Below are 19750 nucleotides of genomic sequence, written 5' to 3'. Positions count from 1 at the left end.
ACCGATCTCCTTTACACTTTAAATTACTTCTATACGTTCCATAGTAAGGGAATATACATTTTCATATCCTGCTGTACTAAGGTTTTGCTGTAATCGATCCGTGTCCTCTTTAAGAGCATGCACTAACACCGTATGTTCTGGTAATAATATATTTAACATCGCCTTAACGTCACTTATACTTTGATGAACCTTATATGGAACTCGCTCTACCCTACATTCTCTACTTACACATTCTTTCATCACCTTTTCTGCGAAACTCCCTTTCGCAATATGTCCAGTAAAGATAATGGAATTTCGTTCTTCATGCCGAAGTTGTTCATAATATAACTGCGCTCGTTTCGTTTGCATATTCGCATCACTCATTACAACTATTCCGTAACTATTTTGCATACAAATGTCATTATCCATAACTATTATGTTTCTTTTTAAACTCTCCAGAGCCCGTTCAAGTTTTTCATTATCTTTTAACCAATCTTTATATATGAACATCTCTTCAAAACCAACCAAAATTTCTTTATCTACTATAAGCGGAAATTTTTTATATCGTTCATATAAATACAATACTATATCTTGCGCCCTACCAAGTGGAGGTAACGGTAGTAACGCTATTCCTTTATTGTGCGCAACTCGTTCAATTTCTGCACATAATTCGTCCACTCGTTCATTTTGCGAAACATCATCAGTGTGATAAGCGGCATCTACAATTGCAATTTTTATATCGCTTCGCAAATTTCCAGGTAAATTAGCTCGTAGTATATTAGATTCTGCTGAATAATCACCAGAATAAAATACGTATGTATTACACATATCCACTAAAAACCAAACAGCTCCTAATACATGCCCACTATACCCCCATTGAAACCGCAACGTTGGTGTAATCTGTATCCATTCATTTGGATTACTAATCTCATCAATACATACATAATTTAAATCTTTAATATTTTGGTCGTTATAAGGTAAATTCCACCCTTGCGTCAGTTTGTAGTTTCTCCATTTTTCAAAATAAGCTGGCAGTTGCTCCTTCGTATAACGAGTCGTCCAAATTTTTTTCTTATATCCATACTTCGTCAATAAAGGTAAACCCATCGTATGATCTTCATGAATATGCGATAAAAATACCGCATCCAAAAATGGAACAACTTCTCTTTCTATTTTTGGATAACTATCCTCATATGATCGATTAATACCACAATCAAATACTATTTTCATCTCTTTATTTTTTACAAAATAGCAGGAACGACCGTATTCTCCCGCTCCTCCCCATACTTCCATCCTCATCATGCTACCCCTTTTCGTTTTTGCTCCATATGTTGCAGAAGTAATAAGCACATTGTTGTAAGCCCCACAGAAACAACAGCCATTGCCATTCCTATAGATACTTCTCCTTGTTCAAATTGAGAAAAAATAAACGTTGCTGACGTTTCTACTGATGGAGGTAGTACGAGAAGCGATGCTACTAACTCTCGTATCGAAATCGTAAATGTCATCGCCCATCCAGCAAGAATGCCCGGAATAATAAGAGGCAATATTATTTTTCTAAAAATATAAATATAATTCCCAGAAAAAACACTTCCTGCCTGTACAAGAGAGTCATCAATTTGTCCGAGCGATGCTTTTACATACTGTACCGTATAAGGTAGAAAAAGAACAACATACGTTACGATAACCATGACAGGTGTATTGTAAATTGATATAGGCATATATGGTGAATTCCAAAATAAAATAAGCCCTACAACCATCACTATTCCTGGTACCATATTCGGTAACATACCGCACATATCAAGCCATTTTTCAGAGGAATTTTTCCCCTTTCGAATCATAAGTGCCAAAAAGACTCCAATAATTACAGCAACAATCGCCGTTACGAGTGAAAAAAGAAAACTGTTCCATAAAGCTTCTAATCCCGGAGAACCAATTGTAAATAATGCTTCATAATGGCTTGTTGTAAAGTTATTAAAATGTAAGCCCCCGCCTCTTAACTTCGATAAAGAAGCTATGAGTATAGAAAAGTATGGGATACCAATTGCTACTATTAGTAAACCAATTACATAAACCCATGCTATAAAACGTGTAACTATAGACAAAGTATATCTTTTAGATTTCACACCTTTTCCACTAACCATTGCATATGAATACTTTCGATTCAATACATTTTGCATATACCAAATGAGCATACACGCACTTAGTAATAAAGAAGATAATGCTGTTGCACTACTAAAATCAATCGGCCAACTCGAAATAAATTTATGAATCTCTGATGTTAACACGTGGAATCCTATTCTACGTCCGAATGTAGCTGGTGTTCCAAATTCAGCAATCGTCTTTACGAAAATGAGTAAAGCACCCATTACATAACTTGATAACAATAACGGCAATATTATTTTTCTTAAACGATAGAAAAAGCTTCCACCATGAACTGCTGCAGCTTCTTCTTTACTACTCCCAATTTGAAGTAACGTGTTTTTCAACATGAAGTAAAGGAATGGGAATAAATGCAGACTCATAATTAAAACCATACCGCCTAAACTAAAAAACGATGATGAAATCGGCTTTAAAGCCGGAAAAAATTGTTCAAAATAACCGTTAGGTTGCATGAACAAAATCCATCCCATCGATCCGATATACGGCGGCGTCATAAATGGGATCATAAAAATAATATCTAACTTACTATACTTTCCTACATCTGTTTTGCTCATAATGAACGCCAATGGAAATGCAAATATTGTAGCTCCTATTACAACGAGTACACCTAGAAGCATCGAATTTAGAAAAATCCCAGCTAATCCACCACTCTTCATGACTTCAAAAGGCTTTAAAAAATTCCAACTGCTATTTTCATATACACTAGAAAATAAAATGAGAAAAAGCGGAATGACGATTAACATCACCACAAGTAACAATGCTACTGTCATTCCAATTTGTCTTACTGATACGAATCGATTTACCATGTAATCACCATCTTATTGAAATACTTTCTTAAATTGTTTTCCTACTTCATCCTGTTCTTTCCCAACTGTTTTCCAATCAACGTTTAGTACCGGAATCTCTTCTACATTCGGTCTATTTTCAGCTTTTATATCTTTTCTACCTGGCAATAAGTACGCTTTAGAAACTTGTTTTTGCACATCATCTGATAATAAATAATCAATAAACTGTTTTGCACCTTCTACATTTTTACTATCCTTCATAATACCTGCTGCACGCGGACTAATAACCGTTCCGCTTTTTGGATATACGATATCAACCGGCTCGCCCTTTGCTTTTGCACTGTACGTCATATAATCAACACCCGCAATTACCATATCTTTCGCACCTGTTACTACTGGATCTAAAGCTTCTTGGTTTGCTCCCGCTACTGTAACTTCATTTTTCTTAAGTTGTTCAAATAAATTCCATCCATCTTGTCCATTCTTTTTCACGTATCCTGTTACAAAGTCTAAAGCTGAACCTGAAAGCGCTGGGTCTGGAAGATTCACTTTCCCTTTCCATTCTCCTTTTGTTATATCGCTCCAATCTTCAGGTGCTGTCTTCACATTTTTTGTGTTATACACAATTCCTAATGCTGAAGCGCTATATCCAAAATAATGTCCTTTATCATCCGACCATTCAGAACGAAGCTTATCAGCTTGTTTCGCTTCTTTATAAGCTAACGTTTTACCATCGTTCTTTAATCCTTCCATCGCTGGTAATGAAGCGAGTACGACAACGTCAACGACTGGATTTTTCTTTTCAGCTTCCATTCTCGCTAAAATCTTACCTGTTGTTCCTTGAAACATTTCCACTTTTATACCTGTTTTCTTTTCAAAGTCCTTTTGAATTTTTTCTGCTAATCCTTTTGGTCCTGCACTATATACAACAATTTTCTTTTCATTAGCGTTTTTATTTTTTACATCTGCACTGCCTGTCTTTGAACTACACCCTGTTACTACTGCAGAAAATAGTAAAGTACATACAAATAAAGACTTAAGCGAACTGAATTTCTTCATACGATTCTCCCCCTATATGATGAATACATTTTTTTGGTACATATAACGATACTGGTTTACCGACGCTTAGCTTACTATTGTGATAAGCTGTCCATACACCTAATGCCCCCATGTTTACTTTCACTTCATAACGTTCTCCTACATATATAACGTGCTGAATTTCACCTGCATATGTATCGCACACTTCATTTTTTGTCCAGCTCACGTGCTCTGGACGAATCATTTGTTTATTCTCTACAAGCCAATTTGCCTTACCAACAAACTTTGCAACAAATTCATGAGACGGTTTCACATAAATATTTTCTGGTGTTCCTTTTTGTAATACTTCCCCTTGTTTCATTACAATAATTTGGTCTGACATTGACATAGCTTCTGTTTGATCGTGTGTTACATACAATGCCGTTAAACCAATGGAATGAACGATATCCATAAGCTCTAAGCGCATTTCTTCTCGTAAAATTGCATCGAGTGCACTTAACGGTTCATCAAACAAAATAAAATGAGGCTTTGTTACAATTGCTCTAGCAAATGCGACACGTTGCTGCTGTCCGCCAGAAAGTTCGTGTGGATATCTTTTCTCCATACCTTGCAGGCGAACTCGCTTTATCGCATCTTCTACCTTTTCTCGTAAATGATTCGTTTGCTTTGTAGCCCTTAAACCAAATGCAACATTTTCAAATACAGTCATATGCGGCCATAAAGCAAAATCTTGAAATACCATACCGATATTCCGTTCATGAGGAGATGTTTTCACCTTTTTTGTAGACGAATACATGCACTTATCTCCAAAATATATTTCTCCTTTATCCGGTTCTTCAAGTCCTGCAATCATTCTAAGCAAAGTCGTTTTCCCACATCCCGAAGGTCCTAAAAGTGTGGTAAACTCTCCTTTTTTCATTACAATTTGTAACGGTTTTAACGCCTGCATTTTTCCAAATGTCTTTTCTAATCCATGAATTTTAATATCCATCGTTTCACCTCTCTTCCCTCATTCTTAACCTGCTTTCATTCTATCTGGACGATTTATACTGAATGTTAATGTACTGTAAAGATTAAATTAAAAAACTTCTAATAAACTATTTATTTCTATAGATTTTTTCTATAGTTAGAAGAAAAAGGGGTCAACTTATCATGAATCTCTTAAAATTAGAAATTGTAGTGCTTATTAAGAAGTACAAAAAGCTTACTATTGTCGCAGAAAAACTTGGTGTTAAACAACCTACTATTACATTTCACATAAAAAGCTTAGAAGAGGAACTCGGTGTGCCTTTATTTGAATTACGTTCCGGAAGATATTTCTTAACAGAAGCTGGCGAGGCGTTGCATCATTATGCTTGTAAAATAGATGCACTTATGAAAGAAGCTAGACGGGTGACACAAGAATTTAAAGATTTTAATAAAGGAGCTATAACAATTGGCGCTAGTTATGTACCAGCAACTTACCTTTTACCAGAAGTTGTTCACCAATTTCAGTGCGAATTTCCAAATATAAAAATAACACTAATGGTAAAAACAGCTCCTAAAATTCGAACGATGCTACAAAATCACGAAATTGATCTTGGAGTTATTTCAGCCGCACCATTTGACGAACCACTTTTAAAACAAACGAATATAATACCCGATACACTTGTTCTGGCCTTTTCCAAAGAACATCATTTTTCTAAAAGAGCAAATGTATCATTACAAGATATCGAAAAAGAACGTATATTATTGCACCGTAACCCATCTACAACGAGAGACTTACTTACACAATGGACGTTAGCACATAACATTACATTCCAATCTGAAATTGAACTAGATTCATTAGAAATGATGAAACAAATTTTAAAATATGGTAATGGGGTTGCCTTTATTTCTAAACTTGCTATTGAACAAGAAGTACAACGAAATGAGCTCTTATACATACCAATTCCCGAATTTGAATTACAGCGTAATATTTATACAATTCATCATGAGGACAGGTGGAATTCTAAAATCATTTCTTTTTTACTACATAGCATCACTTCTTTTTCAGCCAAAAATTAAAAGGCTGTCGTTATACACGACAGCCTTTTAAACTATAACTCTATTTATTTTTCTTTTCCTCAATTTTTGCTTGCGCCTCTTCGGCCTTATCTAATGCTTCTGAAACTTTCTGTTCTTTTTCTTTTACATCATCTATACTATCAACAGCTTTAATTAATTTATCGATTCCTTCTTCATTTACCTTTTTTCGTTTCGCTACTCTTTCATTTACTTTCTCTTCAACGTCTTTTGCTTTTTGAAGCATATTTTCTGCATTTGATTTCACAGCCTTTTCAAGTGCATCGTCCTTTTTCTTTTGCAACACTTCATTCGCATCGTCTTTCGTTTCTAAATACTTACCATCTTTTAATGCTGTTGCACCGTGATCCATTATTTGAGCGACTTCTTTATATGATTTCGCTTCATTTCCTGATTTTTCTTTTTCCGCTTTTTCAAACCACATAATCGCATCACTATATTTTTCATTTTTCAATGATTGCATACCTGTTTCAATATACGTGTCATAATTACTACATCCAGTCATTACGACTAACAGAAAAAGCATTACAAAACTTAATTTTTTCATGATGTTTTCTCCTTTTCTTTGCCTGCTCACTTTACTGTAACATACATGAAAAAGAGTTTCAAAAACTAAAATACTAATTTAGTCATTTTTTATCGTTAAGTCAAATTTTCTTTTAGGCAGACACATCCACTTGCTTTTTCGCCACATGCTTCTTTACTCCAACTAAAACAACTAACAATAACCCTCCGCCTAATGTCATCATAACAATGCTAGTCGGTAACATATCTAATAATAATCCATATACAATCATACCAAGCGGTGCGATTGCAGTAGAAATTGTTTCAAGTAGGCCGAATACACGCCCTAAATAGTTTGGATCTGTCGTCTTTTGCATATGTACTTGCATCGGGATATTTACAACCATCATTGATATACCAGTTAACATCATAAAAGCGATATAGTAAATAAAACTTGCTACTTTCGGAATGGTAACTAACAATGGAAAGACTGTACATAAACTCAAGCCCGCAAATAAAAACAGCCCAATATAAACAGAGCGAAACGGATTATTCACTTCTTTACGTACTGATAAAACAATTGCACCAATTAGCATCCCGACTGCTAACATTCCCTCTACAACTCCGAGTTGCTTCGAGGATAAGTGCAAATTTTGAATAATAATATATGGAAGTGAAACGAAAAGTGCACTCGCAAAAAAGTTTACCCCTACTGCAATTTTCATTAAACCATATATTTCATGTTGTCGTTTTATATATGAAAAGCCTTCTTTTATACTCTTCAAGAAATGCTCTTTACTTTCAGCCATTTCTTTTTTATATAAATCAAATACGATAAATAATTGTACAATAACCGCTAAAAAGAATGTAATGCTATTTAGCAGGAAAAAGGATTTAATTGAAAAGAAACCAAATACAACTCCACCAATAATTGGTGCTAAAATATTCGATAAAGATGCTGCCGTCTGGTTCAAAGCACTCGCTTTTTGAATACGCTCCTCATCTACTAAATTAGGAATAGACGAAGTTAATGCAACAGAATAAAAACTTGCACAAATTGATAATAATGCTGCTGAAACATAAATAAACAGAAGTGATGGTCCAAATATAGTAGTAAGAATAAACATAATAAGCATCGTTAAACTACTTAATAAATCTGTGCCAATGACAAGCCATCTTCGGTTCACACGGTCAGCTACAGCACCTGCAATTGGTCCACAGATCATTCTTGGTATTGATCCGCAAATAAGAGTAGTTGCAAATCCCATCCCGGAACCAGTTGTCTTTAATACGTATAACCCCATTGCAAACGTATAAATACCCGCCCCTAACAAAGACGTCATTTTTCCAATCATCATTAAAATAATATTTCTCATTGCAATCTTCATTTTCGAATCATTTTGACCTATACTTACATCCCCCATTATGACACTCTCCCCTTAAAAGTTAAATTGTGTTAAACTTATTATATAATCAATTTTCCGATTTTTACAACAAAAAGTTTAATTGTATTTAACTTTTTAATTATAAAGGAGCATGTGATGGCTACTCTCGGTGAAAAAATTAAAACGTTACGAAAAGAAAAAAAGCTTACTCAAACTGAGCTAGCAGGTTCAGAACTGACAAAAAGTATGCTAAGTCAAATTGAAAATGGAAAAGCTACACCTTCCATGAAAACATTACAATATATCGCTGAAAAACTTGGATGCGAAACGAGTTTTTTACTAGAAGAAGATGATGTAGAAATTGTAGAACTCATTCAACAAATGGAACAACTAATAAAGGCAAATAAATGTGATGAAGTATATAACACTTTACTGCCTATCGTTCAAAAAGAGCTACCTCCCACTTTAAATACCGCTCGTTTATATAAACAATTTGTAACAGCTGCGGCGATTATGAAAGATTACAATATTGAATATTACGTTGAAAAGGCTACTTCTATTTTTGAAAAATATACGTTATACCGGGACAGTACGGAAACAAAATTAAAATTATCCTTTACGATATTCACACGTAAAAAATATGCTGAATGTTTACAACTTATAGCTAGTATCCGAAATGACTATGAAGAGAAACATTTGGAAATGGATCTCATTATACATATCGAGTTATGTTTATATGAAGCAATTATTTTTCTTGCATGTGGTGATTATGAACAGTGTGAAAGAGTCATTTTAGATGCACTTGCATTTTCAAAAAAACATCAAGTCTATTATAAAACAGATGAATTTTACCGTATTTTGTCTTACCAAAAAGTCATCACTGCTGATAAAGAACAATATTTACACTACATAAAGAAATCTGAGCAATTTGCCATTTTTACAGAAGATACTTTATCGGCTGCGATTGTTGATCTTTTAAAAGCTTATTACTACAACACAATTACTAATGAATATACAATTGCATTAGTACATCTAGAGCAATTTCGAGAGAAACTAAAAGATGAGCCAATTTTTCAAGACGACGGATTGTATTATCTTGAAAAAGGAAAAGCTTTATACGGATTAAAACGTTACGAGGAGGCTTTAAAAACATTGCAACGTGGTATCATGCCAGATTATATGAACCATCCACTTGATCAAGCGTGGCTTACAACAGCTGGTGCATATCGTGCCCTTTGTTATGTAAAACTTAACGATAAAAAAAGAGCTCTTGAGGAAGTTACAGAAGCCGCTCAAAAGATACAATCCTATCCGGATTCCATCTTTTCTTCTTTTATTAAAGAAACATTACAAATAATACAAAAACTTTAAAAGTGTCTCTAAATGGTATATTATTCCTCTTTTTTTGCAAAGATAATAATGATGGGAGGAATATAAATGAATATACAACGCGCAAAAGAGCTTTCCGAGTCATCTGAAGAAGCCAATGTCAGTTTCCAAGGCATGCCTGTTATGATTCAACACGTTGACGAAAGCAACGAAACCGCCCGCATATATGAAGTAACAAATCCAAAACGCGAATTAACAGTTCCAGTTAATAGCTTAGAGGAAATATAAGCAATGCCACTTCAATTTTCTGAAGTGGCATTTTTCTTGTTTTGGATTACTTAATATGTATATATTTCTTCTAACCTCTATTTTTCTTTTTATTACGTGCTAAAATCAAACAATGAACTGATTTTAAAGGGGGAAAATGTATGGGGAATACGCCACAAAAAACTAGTCCTTATTATGCCGTTATCTTTACTTCTAACCTATCAAATGATACAACAGATTATAGTAACGTTGCCGAAAAAATGGAGGACCTTGCGAAACAGCAACCTGGATTTCTAGGTGTAGAAAGCTCACGTGATAATTCGGGACTCGGAATTACAATTTCTTATTGGGAATCACTTGAAGCAATTGAAAACTGGAAAATGAACGCTTTACATATTGAAGCGAAAAAAAGAGGACGCGAACAATGGTATGAAAACTTTCATCTACGAATTTGCCTTGTAGAGAAAGAATATAAGTTTCAGAGAGAGATTTTGTAACTATGAAGAAAAAAATAGCTCTCGTTGTTGTTCACGAAATATACGGTGTGAACGATCATATGCATCATGTTATTGACCACTTCACTTCACTTCATCTCATATAGATGTATTCTGCCCTAACCTTCTACAATCACAAAGTGCATTTCATTATAGTGATGAAGAAAAAGCATATCAGCATTTTATGAATCATATTGGATTTAATTATGGAAAAGAGCAAATTGAAGAACTCATCACTAGCCTTTCCAGCAGGTACACACATATAGGGCTTATCGGCTTTAGCGTTGGATCTACCATCTCATGGCTATGTAGTAACAATCCAAAACTAGATTTTATCATTGGATGTTACGGTTCCCGTATACGCGACTATGTTCACATGAAACCTTCGTGTGCAACATTACTTATTTTCCCTGAAAAAGAAACTAATTTTTCAGTATCCTCCTTCATGCAAACATTACAGCAACAAAATAACTCTTTAGTAGAAATAAAGCAACTTTATGGTGAACATGGATTTCTAAATCCGTACTCTGAAAAATATAACGAGCAATCTGCAAAGCAAGTATACAACATAATAGATTCGTTTCTTATGAAAATAATATTGTAAAGGAGGTCCAAATGTCACTTACATTACTCTTACTTATTTTCATAATCATTGCCTTTATATCAGCGCTAACTCTCCTTTTTATAACCGTTAAAAAAAGGAGAGTTTTCAACCGTCCCTACTTACAATCATTCATCGTATGTGCTCTATTTTTTGCGAATTGGATATTATATTTAACAAATTTTTATTCATTACTACCTGAGAAAGTTAGTCGATTTATATTTCTACCTATTTGGTTTTTCCTTTGCGTTTTAGGCTTTATCGTTTTCGTACGCGAATGGAAAAACAATCGTATTTTTTCCATATCTACCGGTTTTCTTTCTTTCATTAGTTTTTTATTTGGATTATTGTTGTTAGTTCTTTCAGGAATGTAAAAATAGAAGAAAGAAAAGCCCAACATCAACTTTTCTTCCTTCTATTTTTATCTTTAGATTTCACTGTTACTGATTCACAAGGTGTGTAATAAATTTGAGGTGTCGCCTTATCAACAACCATCATAAACGTAATAAAACCGATAATAAAGAAAATGAATACCGTTAATAAAATAGAGCCTATCGTTAAAAGTATCATAACACCACCCCTATATATTTCATGTTATTACACCTTTCGCTATTATATGAGCTGAATCCTTTTTAGAAAAATAAACGTAACAAAATAATTACAATGACTCCTGTTAATACTGTTCCTAATAAACTACGAGTATATATTGCGACAAGAAATGTTTGGATTGCTGCGATAAGATAATCCCACTGCATCGTCTCATGCATAAATAATACTTGTGCTAAAAGTGCAGCTAATATCGCAATTGGTATGTAATTTAACCATTTTAAACCCCAGTCTGGAATTTGTAGTTTGCTAAATACGAGTAGAGGTAAAATACGCGGCATTAGTGTGACAGCTCCTGCTGCTAGTAAAAGTAATAATACGTCTAATCTCATTTCCATTTTTCAATCACCACTCCAATCGTCGCAGCTAGTAATGTTGCGATAATAACTGCTATACTATCTGGCATAAATAAGTGTGAAACGTATGCGATAATAATCGCTACAATTGCAACACTTAGATGAATTGCTAGTTTCGGTTTACTACTTATTAGCTGAAGAACAAATAATCCGATAAACATCGCTGGTAATGCATAATCCATCCCGTACGTATGAGGATCTGGTATCCACTCACCAAATAGCCCGCCAATAATTGTAGCAATAATCCAATTTAAATAGGCGGTTACATTTAACCCGATCATCCATCTTTCGCCTAAATATCCTTTTTGCGCTGCGTGCTGCACTGCAACGCCGAAAGTTTCATCTGTAATTTGCGAACCGATGATTAAGTTTTTAAATAGAGGAATTTTCGTGAAGTAGGGCGCGAGCGCAGCGCTCATTAAAAGGTGCCGTAGATTAACAAAAAATACGGTAAAAATAATTGCTGAAGCCGGAGCACCGGCAGCATACATACCTGCTAATATAAATTGAGCAGAACCTGCATAAATTAAAGTGGACATAAAAGCAATTTCAATGATGGAGAAACCAGCTGTTTTCGCAATTACACCAGCCGCTATACCGATGCTCAAATATCCAAATACAGTTGGTAAACAATCCTTTACACCTTGTTGAAATGTATCATCGCTCTGCAATGTCATATGTGCCTGAGCTTTATTCACCTTTCTCTCCCTCCATTTCTTCCATACTACGTTTTCCTGTTACGACATGAACTAAATCTATATTTTCTCGCCATAACGTATCTAACTTATCAGTACCAAAGTAATCCCTCACAATCTATATAGCTCTAATTCCATTTTCCGATAGTAGTTATTGTTATACCTACTAATATAGAAAAGAAGCCCCTTATAGTCAACTGATTATTCTGAATTTTTAAACCGAAATAAAAAAGCCTTCTTTTGAAAGGCTTTTTGTGTATAATGTCCTAATTATTTTAACTGCAAAGAATTTGATATATTACTCTCCAAATGCTCACGTAAGGTTGAACCTGTATACTCTTCTCTAAATACACCTGCTCTTACGAATAAAGGAATCACTTCACTAAAGAATAGATCCAATGATTTAGGAGGTCCGCCTGGAATTGCAATGAATCCATCTAGTGCCCCCGCTTCAAATCTTTCCATAATTTTCTTAAAAACGTCTTGTGGTGTGCCAATAGCGACCCAATGAGCAGAACCAACAACTTCTGGTCGTTCTAGTATTTGCTCAACAGTTGGTTCATTTTTAATGATGAAATTCCGTAATAATTCGGCATGCGTTTTACTACGTACAGCTTGATTTCTACTCGGCAGCATATCTTCTGTGATCTTACTCTCTAATGGAATCCCTCTAACGTCTAGTCCAAGAACCATTTCAAGTAAAGCATACCTCTTCTCTTTTGTGAGATGTTGATGAGCTTGCCTGTGCATTTCTAACGCTTCTTCATATGTATCACCAATAAAGAAATATAAACCCGGCAATACACGTATCTCATCTGGCTTTCGGTCATGTTTCTCTGCTCTTCTTCTTAAATCTTGACGCAGTTCAATTTCTGCCTCTACATCTGGCGTTGCGGCAAAAATCGCATCAGCAACAGAAGCAGCGAAATTCCGACCAGACTCTGAAGCACCAGCTTGAAATAATGGCATTTCTCCAGAAATATGCTGAGGGACATTAAGTGGACCTTTCACCTCAAAATGCTCACCACGATGCTCAATTGGCTGTACCATCTCTCTAATTACGTCTGCGTTATCTACTTTCAAAACTTCATAAGGATGACTCCTCCAAAGTTTTCTTACTAATTCTGTACATTCTGCCGCTTTCGCGTATCGTTCCTCAGATGGTGGCATCCCTGCCTCACCAAAGTTTTCAGCACCATCAATTGATGTGACAATGTTCCATCCTACTCGGCCGTTACTAATCCAGTTTAAAGATTGTAGTTGCCTCTAAATTGTTAAACTGTTATTTTTTTATATTTATTAATTCAAATTTTCAGTTGAAACTTGATATAGCAAGACTTACAATAAATTCTAAATCTATTTTTTCGTATATTACCGTTTTTCAATTTGCAGAAAAATCAATATAAAAAAATGGGGGTTCTTCACATGAGAATCAATACAAACATTAATAGCATGTGTACGCAAGAATACATGCGCCAAAACCAAGCAAAAATGAGCAACGCTATGGACCGTTTATCAAGCGGTAAACGTATCAATAACGCTTCTGACGATGCAGCAGGTCTTGCTATCGCAACTCGCATGCGTGCTCGTGAAAGCGGATTAGGTGTTGCAGCTGACAACACGCAAAACGGTATGTCTTTAATCCGTACAGCTGACTCAGCTTTAAACTCTGTATCTAACATCTTACTTCGTATGCGTGATATCGCCAACCAATCTGCAACTGGTACAAATACAAAAGAAAACCAAAATGCTTTAAACAAAGAATTCTCTGCGTTAAAAGGGCAAATTGATTACATCGCAAAGAATACTCAGTTTAATGATAAAGCTCTATTAAATGGCGTTGAAGACACACAAACGGGCGATACTGTGATTAAAATCCAAACTTTAGATTCTGATGACGCAGATAAACAACTGGGCATTAAACTAGGAAGTGCTACAAGTAAAGCTCTAGGAATTGACCAATTAAATATCGGCGGAGATGCAGAAGTTAAACCGCCTGTTACTGATTCTCCTGAAGTTACAAACGTAAAAGAGGCAATTACAAAATTAAACGAAGCGCTAGTTGCCGCTACTGGTGATGACGATGGAATTAAAACTGCTGTCGATACATTTAAAGACAAATGGAATACTAATAAATCAGGATATACTGGGGCTTCTGTACAAGAGCTAACAGATTTATTAGATAACTTTAATACAGGCGACGACGTTTCTACAATTACAAATAAAATTAAGGACCTTACTCCGAAAACAACAACGGCAGCTCCAGCAGCTGGCGGTGCAGACAAACCAGCTTCATTACAAGCAGCAACTGCTATTGATAGTGCTCTTGAAATGATTGCAAACAACCGTGCTGAACTTGGTGCTACATTAAACCGTCTTGACTTTAACGTAAATAACCTTAAGAGCCAACAATCAAGCATGGCTTCAGCTGCTTCTCAAATCGAAGACGCTGACATGGCGAAAGAAATGTCTGAAATGACTAAGTTCAAAATCTTGAACGAAGCTGGTATCAGCATGCTTTCTCAAGCAAACCAAACTCCACAAATGGTTTCTAAATTATTACAATAAGCCATTTGAGTTAGCTTCATGAATAAACCTCTCTGCTTGCGGGGAGGTTTGTTTTTTCTATATAAAGTGAAACTTTAATCAGTGGGAGCTTTACCCCACTGATTATTAGTTGAACCAATCGGGCTTTTACGGACGGTTGATTTCCCGCCTAACTTCTTTGCTTCTTCCTAGTTTTCAGGCGGAAATCTTATCGCCGTTAATGCGGGATAAATGAATTATTTGTAAAACCTTTCTTTTTTTAGGTGGAAGAGAGCATCCGCGATGTGTAGAAGTGGTTAGTGCCTATTTCAATCCCCTCCTATGTTAAAACACAAACAGGAAATGAGCATAAGCCCTTTTTCTTTTCGTAGCCGTTTATTAGTTTTAGAACACCGACTCTATATCAATCTATAAGGAGTGTCTATTATGCGTATTAGTACGAATGTTTTGAGTATGAATGCTAGGCAGTCGTTGTATGAGAATGAGAAACGTATGAATGTTGCGATGGAGCATTTGGCGACTGGTAAGAAGTTGAATGATGCTTCTGATAATCCGGCGAACATTGCAATTGTAACTCGTATGCATGCGAGGGCAAGCGGTATGCGTGTTGCGATTCGTAATAATGAAGATGCGATATCAATGCTTCGTACAGCAGAAGCTGCCCTTCAAACTGTTACGAATATTTTGCAGCGCATGCGTGATTTAGCTGTTCAATCTGCGAACGGTACAAATTCAAATAAAAACCGTGATTCACTGAATAAAGAGTTTCAATCTTTAACAGAGCAAATTGGCTATATTGGTGAGACGACTGAATTTAACGATTTATCCATATTTGACGGTCAAAACCGTCCTGTTACGTTAGATGATATCGGTCATACAGTAGATATCACGAAACATATTTCCCCTTCCCCTACACAACATGACATAAAGATTTCAACTGAGCAAGAAGCAAGAGTAGCGATTCGTAAAATTGAAGAAGCTTTGCAAAATGTATCACTTCATCGTGCTGATCTCGGCTCTATGATCAATCGTTTACAATTTAATATAGAAAACTTAAATAGCCAAAGCATGGCATTAACAGATGCTGCTTCTCGAATTGAAGATGCGGATATGGCGCAAGAGATGAGCGATCTTTTTAAAGTTTAAGTTATTAACTGAAGTTGCACTTAGTATGGTTTCACAGGCAGATCAAATTCCGCAAATGGTTTCTAAGCTACTACAATCGTAAATATACCTTCATATTTATTGGAATGATTCATAAAAAAGTAAAAGGGAGATACATAGCGTTTATGTATCTCCCCTTTTACTTTTACACTAGTTTATTCATTATAAATAATATCCTCCGCTAAAGACGTAAAAATCTCCCCAACGAGCGAATCTTCATCATACACACATGAACCATTATTTTCTTCACGTTTTACAAACGGTATTTGGGCGATCACTTCTGTTTGCAGTTGTTCTGCTAACATTTCACCACCGCCTTTTCCGAAGAGATAGTTTCTTGAACCATCTTGTTCTTCGTAATATGCCATATTTTCAACGATACCTAAAATATCGTGTTTCGTATGTTTGGCCATTACTCCTACTCTAGATGCGACAAACGAAGCTACATTATGAGGCGTTGTAACGATAATTTCCTTCGCTTGTGGAATCATCGCAGCAACATCTATCGCAACGTCCCCTGTTCCAGGTGGTAAGTCAAGAAGAAGATAGTCTAGTTCTCCCCAGTGCGTGTTCGCGAGGAAGTTTTGAATCCATTTGTTTAACATTGGTCCGCGCCACATTACTGGGTTATTCCCTTCTGTGAAGAATCCCATCGACATAATTTTAACACCATGACTTACGACTGGAATTGCCGTTTGATCGATCATTGTTGGTTTTTCATTCGTTTCCATCATTGCTGGAATACTGAACCCATATATATCTGCATCTAAAATCCCAACCTTTTTACCCATACGCGCTAACGCAGTAGCAAGGTTAATTGTCACAGTTGATTTTCCGACTCCTCCTTTGCCGCTCGTTACTGTAATAAAACGTACACCTGAATCAGGTCGCAGCATACTAGGCATGCCTGTTTCTGTTCTAGCCTCTTTCTTTAAAGAGGCTGTTAATGCTGCTCGTTCTTCCGGTGTCATCGAGCCGAATGTTAAAGAAACTTTTGATGCCCCAATGTTTCGAAGTGAGTCTTCAATATCTTGTTGAATTTTCGCCTTTAACGGACAACCTTGTATCGTTAAAACTACTTCTAGCCCAACTTCTGTACCATCAATTTTTATATTTCTAACCATGTTTAATTCCACAATACTTTTGTGTAACTCTGGATCTTCTACATGGCTTAAAGCATTCATAATTTGTTCGTGAGTAATCATAAAACTCATTCCTTCCATTATAATCATTTCACTTTATGAAAAAAGTCTCCGCTTTTCCCACCCGTTTTTTGCACTAAATACGTTTCTTTCATGACCATCGTTTTATCAACAGCTTTACACATATCGTAAAAAGTAAGAGCTGCGATTGATACGGCAGTTAATGCTTCCATTTCTACCCCTGTTTTCCCACTGCATGTTACTGTTGCTCTTATGATTAACTCATACCCATCACTTGTCTTTTCATAATGGAACGAAAAATCTGTTCCTTGTATTAATATCGGGTGACACATCGGAATAATATCGGATGTTTTTTTAGCACCGATAATCCCGGCAACTTGCGCCACTTGGAGCGGGTCACCTTTTTTCAATCCGCCACTTTGAATTGCCTCAAATAATTCATTTGATAAAGAAATTGTACTTTGCGCAACAGCTGTACGTGTTGAAATATCCTTTTGAGAAATATCAACCATTTTAGCTCTTCCCTCTTTGTTCCAGTGCGAAAACTCACTCATAATGATCCTCCCTAACGTATGAAAGATAAGATATTCAAATAGAAAGAATTAACCTCCACTTACAGGCGGGATAAACGCCACGGTATCTCCAGCCTTTACAGTATTTTCGTCCGTTACAAATTCTTCGTTAATCGCTACCATAACTTTATGTAGCGTCTGTAATTGATACTTATCTTCCAGCCATTTTTTTAATTGCTGAACATTCATCTCTTGTTTTTCTATTATTACTAACCTCTCTGAGCCGACTTCTTCTCGTAAATTTGCGAACAGTAAAATTGTAATCATTCTCTCATTCTTCTTTCTTTGGTTTTCCTTCTGGATATAGAGTATTTTCAAGTTGATCTCCAATCCACTTCGTCCCATCTTCCCAAAATTCTTTTTTCCAAATTGGGACGATTTTCTTTATACGTTCAATTGCGTATTCATTCGCTTCATATGCCACTTTACGATGTGGTGACGATACTGCAATGACAACGGCAATATCCATTATTTCTAATCGCCCTACTCGGTGCGTGATTGCTATTTTTGCATCCGGCCACTGTTTCTTAATCTCTTCTCCAATTGCAGTAAGCTTTTTTACTGCCATCGGTTTATATGCTTCATACTCAAGATGTAACGTTCGTTTTCCTTTCGTTAATTCTCTAACCGTTCCAATAAAAGCTGTAATCGCTCCTGCTTCTCGTCTTACTACTTTATTCGTTACTTCTTCAACTACAATCGGAGTATCTACAATTTCAAATCGTGCTTGTCCCATCAAAACCTCTCCCTACTTTTCGGAATGCCCAAGGCCATTCACTACCTTCGTTATCTTCTAATAAAAGAATGTCGACAAGCATTCCTTTCTTATATCCTCTCGTACCGCCTAGTAGTACGATAAAAATGTTTGATTCTGCTAATGAAGAAACGGAACTAGATTTATCAAATCCTGATGGATAAGCGACTAGTTGGCCTTCGTTATACTGGAGCTTTGCTCGTACAAATCTTGTAAATGGATTCGGTTTTAGAAAATCTTCTCCAAGTATTGCTTTTTCTCGTTTCACATGTGGTGTTTCACTAAACATATACGTACGAATGCTAGGTTTTACGAATAATTCAAAGCCTACGTAACAAGCAGAAGGATTACCTGATAATCCGAATAATAATTTTCCTTTTAATTGCGCTACGGTCGTGACACTTCCTGGCCTCATTGCAACTTTATTGAAGAGAACTGATGCACCTAACTTTTCATATATCGCTGGCAAATAATCGTAATCTCCGACCGAAACACCACCAGTTGTAATTAACATATCCACTTCACTTAACGCTTTTTTCACTGCTTCGTAGCACGTATTCAAATCGTCGCTAAACTTCCCGAAGTATTTTACTCTTCCACCCGCTCTTCTAATTTGAGACGCTATCATATACGTATTACTATTTCGGATTTTCCCTGGTTGTAATAGTTCATCAACATGAAGAAGCTCACTTCCTGTCGCCAATAGTCCGATTACAGGCTTTTTCGCAACTGGCACTTCACTGTAACCGAATGTAGCAAGAAGAGCCAAAATACCTGGATTAATGCAACAACCCCTTTTTGCGAGAACGGTTCCTTTACGTGCATCTTCACCTTGAAAGGATATATTGTCCCCTTCTTTAAATGAGCGTTTCACTTCCATATAGCTTTTTCCGATATTCTCGTATTGACGATGACGAGTCAGTTCTAGCATGACGACCGCGTTACATCCTTTCGGAATTTGTGCCCCTGTCATAATTCGAACTGTTTGAAACGCTCCTACTTCTTTAGAGAATACGGAACCTGCTCCAATTTCACCGATTATTTCAAATACAATTGGATTCTCATGACTTGCCCATATCGTATCTTCTGCCCTAATAGCGAATCCATCATATGGCGAGCGATCAAAGGAAGGGACATCGTGATCTGCTACTAAATCTTCTGCTAATGTACGCCCGTATGCTAATTCAAGTGGTACTAGTTCTTTTACACCACAATTAGCAAATCCCATTACTTTACAGACAGCCTCTTCAACTGTAATCGGCACTCTTCTTTCCATCATTACCA

Annotated in this window: 20 protein-coding genes and 4 pseudogenes; 8 read left to right on the top strand and 16 right to left on the bottom strand. The window is 36.0% G+C overall.

The window, feature by feature from the left end; translation table 11 throughout:
• Positions 1-18: 18 nt before the first annotated feature.
• The 4 genes from MR071_RS05105 to MR071_RS05090 are packed head-to-tail and all read right to left on the bottom strand — an operon-like array spanning position 19 to position 4956.
• On the bottom strand, positions 19-1281 hold the full coding sequence (locus MR071_RS05105) for an MBL fold metallo-hydrolase (protein ID WP_142395712.1): 1263 nt from the start codon (positions 1279-1281) through the stop codon (positions 19-21).
• Positions 1278-2948 carry an ABC transporter permease gene (locus tag MR071_RS05100; protein ID WP_105583900.1) on the bottom strand — a complete coding sequence of 557 codons (1671 nt, stop codon included), beginning with the start codon at positions 2946-2948 and terminating at the stop codon, positions 1278-1280. The genes MR071_RS05105 and MR071_RS05100 overlap by 4 nt, the downstream gene beginning before the upstream one ends.
• 12 nt (positions 2949-2960) lie before the next feature.
• Positions 2961-3986, bottom strand: coding sequence for an ABC transporter substrate-binding protein (locus MR071_RS05095; protein WP_105583901.1), 1026 nt, complete (start codon positions 3984-3986; stop codon positions 2961-2963).
• Positions 3964-4956 (bottom strand): ABC transporter ATP-binding protein, encoded by a 993-nt coding sequence (locus tag MR071_RS05090; protein ID WP_242235268.1) that lies wholly within the window; start codon positions 4954-4956, stop codon positions 3964-3966. Before MR071_RS05090 ends, MR071_RS05095 begins: the two co-directional genes overlap by 23 nt.
• 161 nt (positions 4957-5117) lie before the next feature.
• Here MR071_RS05090 and MR071_RS05085 point away from each other — a divergent pair, with 161 nt between their 5' ends.
• Positions 5118-6011 carry a LysR family transcriptional regulator gene (locus MR071_RS05085; RefSeq protein WP_242235266.1) on the top strand — a complete coding sequence of 298 codons (894 nt, stop codon included), beginning with the start codon at positions 5118-5120 and terminating at the stop codon, positions 6009-6011.
• Positions 6012-6051: 40 nt separating this feature from the next.
• Here the strand turns inward: MR071_RS05085 and MR071_RS05080 are convergent, their stop codons facing one another.
• On the bottom strand, positions 6052-6576 hold the full coding sequence (locus MR071_RS05080; RefSeq protein WP_142395713.1) for a COG3014 family protein: 525 nt from the start codon (positions 6574-6576) through the stop codon (positions 6052-6054).
• Positions 6577-6688: 112 nt separating this feature from the next.
• The gene (locus MR071_RS05075) at positions 6689-7957 is read right to left on the bottom strand and encodes an MFS transporter (protein ID WP_105583905.1); all 1269 of its coding nucleotides are present in this window, start codon (positions 7955-7957) and stop codon (positions 6689-6691) included.
• A 117-nt stretch (positions 7958-8074) separates the two neighbouring features.
• On the opposite strand from MR071_RS05075, the gene MR071_RS05070 reads away from it, so the two are divergent.
• The 5 genes and pseudogenes from MR071_RS05070 (at position 8075) to MR071_RS05050 (ending at position 10983) form a co-directional block, all read left to right on the top strand.
• Entirely contained in the window at positions 8075-9289 is a 1215-nt protein-coding gene (locus MR071_RS05070; RefSeq protein WP_105583906.1) for a transcriptional regulator, read from the top strand.
• Between the two features lie 66 nt (positions 9290-9355).
• A complete protein-coding gene (locus MR071_RS05065; protein WP_001025736.1) occupies positions 9356-9535 on the top strand; it encodes an H-type small acid-soluble spore protein in 180 nt (59 codons plus the stop codon).
• Positions 9536-9675: 140 nt separating this feature from the next.
• Positions 9676-10011 carry an antibiotic biosynthesis monooxygenase family protein gene (locus MR071_RS05060; RefSeq protein WP_105583907.1) on the top strand — a complete coding sequence of 112 codons (336 nt, stop codon included), beginning with the start codon at positions 9676-9678 and terminating at the stop codon, positions 10009-10011.
• A gap of 2 nt (positions 10012-10013) precedes the next feature.
• Positions 10014-10612, top strand: a pseudogene (locus MR071_RS05055) (dienelactone hydrolase family protein).
• Between the two features lie 11 nt (positions 10613-10623).
• Entirely contained in the window at positions 10624-10983 is a 360-nt protein-coding gene (locus MR071_RS05050; RefSeq protein WP_105583909.1) for a hypothetical protein, read from the top strand.
• Positions 10984-11008: 25 nt separating this feature from the next.
• On the opposite strand, the gene MR071_RS05045 is transcribed toward MR071_RS05050, so the two are convergent.
• The 5 genes and pseudogenes from MR071_RS05045 to MR071_RS05025 all read right to left on the bottom strand — a co-directional run.
• Positions 11009-11179 carry a DUF3951 domain-containing protein gene (locus tag MR071_RS05045; protein ID WP_105583910.1) on the bottom strand — a complete coding sequence of 57 codons (171 nt, stop codon included), beginning with the start codon at positions 11177-11179 and terminating at the stop codon, positions 11009-11011.
• Positions 11180-11241: 62 nt separating this feature from the next.
• Positions 11242-11553: an AzlD domain-containing protein gene (locus MR071_RS05040; RefSeq protein ID WP_242235264.1), complete on the bottom strand. Its 312-nt coding sequence runs from the start codon at positions 11551-11553 to the stop codon at positions 11242-11244.
• The gene (locus tag MR071_RS05035; protein ID WP_255833270.1) at positions 11544-12248 is read right to left on the bottom strand and encodes an AzlC family ABC transporter permease; all 705 of its coding nucleotides are present in this window, start codon (positions 12246-12248) and stop codon (positions 11544-11546) included. Before MR071_RS05035 ends, MR071_RS05040 begins: the two co-directional genes overlap by 10 nt.
• Positions 12249-12261: 13 nt before the next feature.
• Positions 12262-12369 (bottom strand): annotated as a pseudogene (locus tag MR071_RS05030) (TrmB family transcriptional regulator); the annotation flags it as partial.
• A gap of 167 nt (positions 12370-12536) precedes the next feature.
• Positions 12537-13532 (bottom strand): annotated as a pseudogene (locus MR071_RS05025) (LLM class flavin-dependent oxidoreductase); the annotation flags it as partial.
• Between the two features lie 159 nt (positions 13533-13691).
• On the opposite strand from MR071_RS05025, the gene MR071_RS05020 reads away from it, so the two are divergent.
• Positions 13692-14834, top strand: a complete 1143-nt coding sequence (locus tag MR071_RS05020) for a flagellin N-terminal helical domain-containing protein (protein WP_105583913.1) — start codon at positions 13692-13694, stop codon at positions 14832-14834.
• A gap of 405 nt (positions 14835-15239) precedes the next feature.
• Positions 15240-16041: pseudogene (locus MR071_RS05015) on the top strand (flagellin N-terminal helical domain-containing protein).
• Positions 16042-16132: 91 nt separating this feature from the next.
• Here MR071_RS05015 and MR071_RS05010 read toward each other — a convergent pair.
• From MR071_RS05010 to MR071_RS04990, 5 genes are read right to left on the bottom strand one after another with little or no spacing between them, the layout of a single operon-like run.
• Positions 16133-17200 (bottom strand): P-loop NTPase, encoded by a 1068-nt coding sequence (locus MR071_RS05010; RefSeq protein ID WP_105584308.1) that lies wholly within the window; start codon positions 17198-17200, stop codon positions 16133-16135.
• Positions 17201-17205: 5 nt separating this feature from the next.
• Positions 17206-17694: a cyclic pyranopterin monophosphate synthase MoaC gene (moaC, locus tag MR071_RS05005; protein ID WP_105583914.1), complete on the bottom strand. Its 489-nt coding sequence runs from the start codon at positions 17692-17694 to the stop codon at positions 17206-17208.
• A gap of 48 nt (positions 17695-17742) precedes the next feature.
• A complete protein-coding gene (gene moaD, locus MR071_RS05000; protein ID WP_105583915.1) occupies positions 17743-17979 on the bottom strand; it encodes a molybdopterin converting factor subunit 1 in 237 nt (78 codons plus the stop codon).
• Between the two features lie 4 nt (positions 17980-17983).
• Positions 17984-18448: a molybdenum cofactor biosynthesis protein MoaE gene (locus MR071_RS04995; protein WP_105583916.1), complete on the bottom strand. Its 465-nt coding sequence runs from the start codon at positions 18446-18448 to the stop codon at positions 17984-17986.
• Positions 18429-19742: a molybdopterin molybdotransferase MoeA gene (locus MR071_RS04990; protein ID WP_242235359.1), complete on the bottom strand. Its 1314-nt coding sequence runs from the start codon at positions 19740-19742 to the stop codon at positions 18429-18431. The genes MR071_RS04995 and MR071_RS04990 overlap by 20 nt, the downstream gene beginning before the upstream one ends.
• Positions 19743-19750 lie beyond the last annotated feature (8 nt).

The sequence above is a fragment of the Bacillus cereus group sp. BfR-BA-01316 genome, from assembly GCF_022664195.1.
Classification (GTDB): domain Bacteria; phylum Bacillota; class Bacilli; order Bacillales; family Bacillaceae_G; genus Bacillus_A.
Note: the sequence above shows the minus strand (reverse complement) of the source record. Positions and strands in the feature narration are given on the sequence as shown.

Bases quoted from the DNA above. Each gene is read 5' to 3' on its own strand.
- MR071_RS05080 (WP_142395713.1), bottom strand. From the start codon at position 6,576: ATGAAAAAATTAAGTTTTGTAATGCTTTTTCTGTTAGTCGTAATGACT.
- MR071_RS05060 (WP_105583907.1), top strand. From the start codon at position 9,676: ATGGGGAATACGCCACAAAAAACTAGTCCTTATTATGCCGTTATCTTT.
- MR071_RS05045 (WP_105583910.1), bottom strand. From the start codon at position 11,179: ATGATACTTTTAACGATAGGCTCTATTTTATTAACGGTATTCATTTTC.
- MR071_RS05035 (WP_255833270.1), bottom strand. From the start codon at position 12,248: ATGACATTGCAGAGCGATGATACATTTCAACAAGGTGTAAAGGATTGT.
- MR071_RS05040 (WP_242235264.1), bottom strand. From the start codon at position 11,553: ATGGAAATGAGATTAGACGTATTATTACTTTTACTAGCAGCAGGAGCT.
- MR071_RS05090 (WP_242235268.1), bottom strand. From the start codon at position 4,956: ATGGATATTAAAATTCATGGATTAGAAAAGACATTTGGAAAAATGCAG.
- moaC (WP_105583914.1), bottom strand. From the start codon at position 17,694: ATGAGTGAGTTTTCGCACTGGAACAAAGAGGGAAGAGCTAAAATGGTT.
- MR071_RS05010 (WP_105584308.1), bottom strand. From the start codon at position 17,200: ATGGAAGGAATGAGTTTTATGATTACTCACGAACAAATTATGAATGCT.
- MR071_RS05070 (WP_105583906.1), top strand. From the start codon at position 8,075: ATGGCTACTCTCGGTGAAAAAATTAAAACGTTACGAAAAGAAAAAAAG.
- MR071_RS05020 (WP_105583913.1), top strand. From the start codon at position 13,692: ATGAGAATCAATACAAACATTAATAGCATGTGTACGCAAGAATACATG.
- MR071_RS05105 (WP_142395712.1), bottom strand. From the start codon at position 1,281: ATGATGAGGATGGAAGTATGGGGAGGAGCGGGAGAATACGGTCGTTCC.
- MR071_RS05100 (WP_105583900.1), bottom strand. From the start codon at position 2,948: ATGGTAAATCGATTCGTATCAGTAAGACAAATTGGAATGACAGTAGCA.
- MR071_RS05075 (WP_105583905.1), bottom strand. From the start codon at position 7,957: ATGGGGGATGTAAGTATAGGTCAAAATGATTCGAAAATGAAGATTGCA.
- MR071_RS04995 (WP_105583916.1), bottom strand. From the start codon at position 18,448: ATGGGACAAGCACGATTTGAAATTGTAGATACTCCGATTGTAGTTGAA.
- moaD (WP_105583915.1), bottom strand. From the start codon at position 17,979: ATGATTACAATTTTACTGTTCGCAAATTTACGAGAAGAAGTCGGCTCA.
- MR071_RS05085 (WP_242235266.1), top strand. From the start codon at position 5,118: ATGAATCTCTTAAAATTAGAAATTGTAGTGCTTATTAAGAAGTACAAA.
- MR071_RS05065 (WP_001025736.1), top strand. From the start codon at position 9,356: ATGAATATACAACGCGCAAAAGAGCTTTCCGAGTCATCTGAAGAAGCC.
- MR071_RS05095 (WP_105583901.1), bottom strand. From the start codon at position 3,986: ATGAAGAAATTCAGTTCGCTTAAGTCTTTATTTGTATGTACTTTACTA.
- MR071_RS04990 (WP_242235359.1), bottom strand. From the start codon at position 19,742: ATGGAAAGAAGAGTGCCGATTACAGTTGAAGAGGCTGTCTGTAAAGTA.
- MR071_RS05050 (WP_105583909.1), top strand. From the start codon at position 10,624: ATGTCACTTACATTACTCTTACTTATTTTCATAATCATTGCCTTTATA.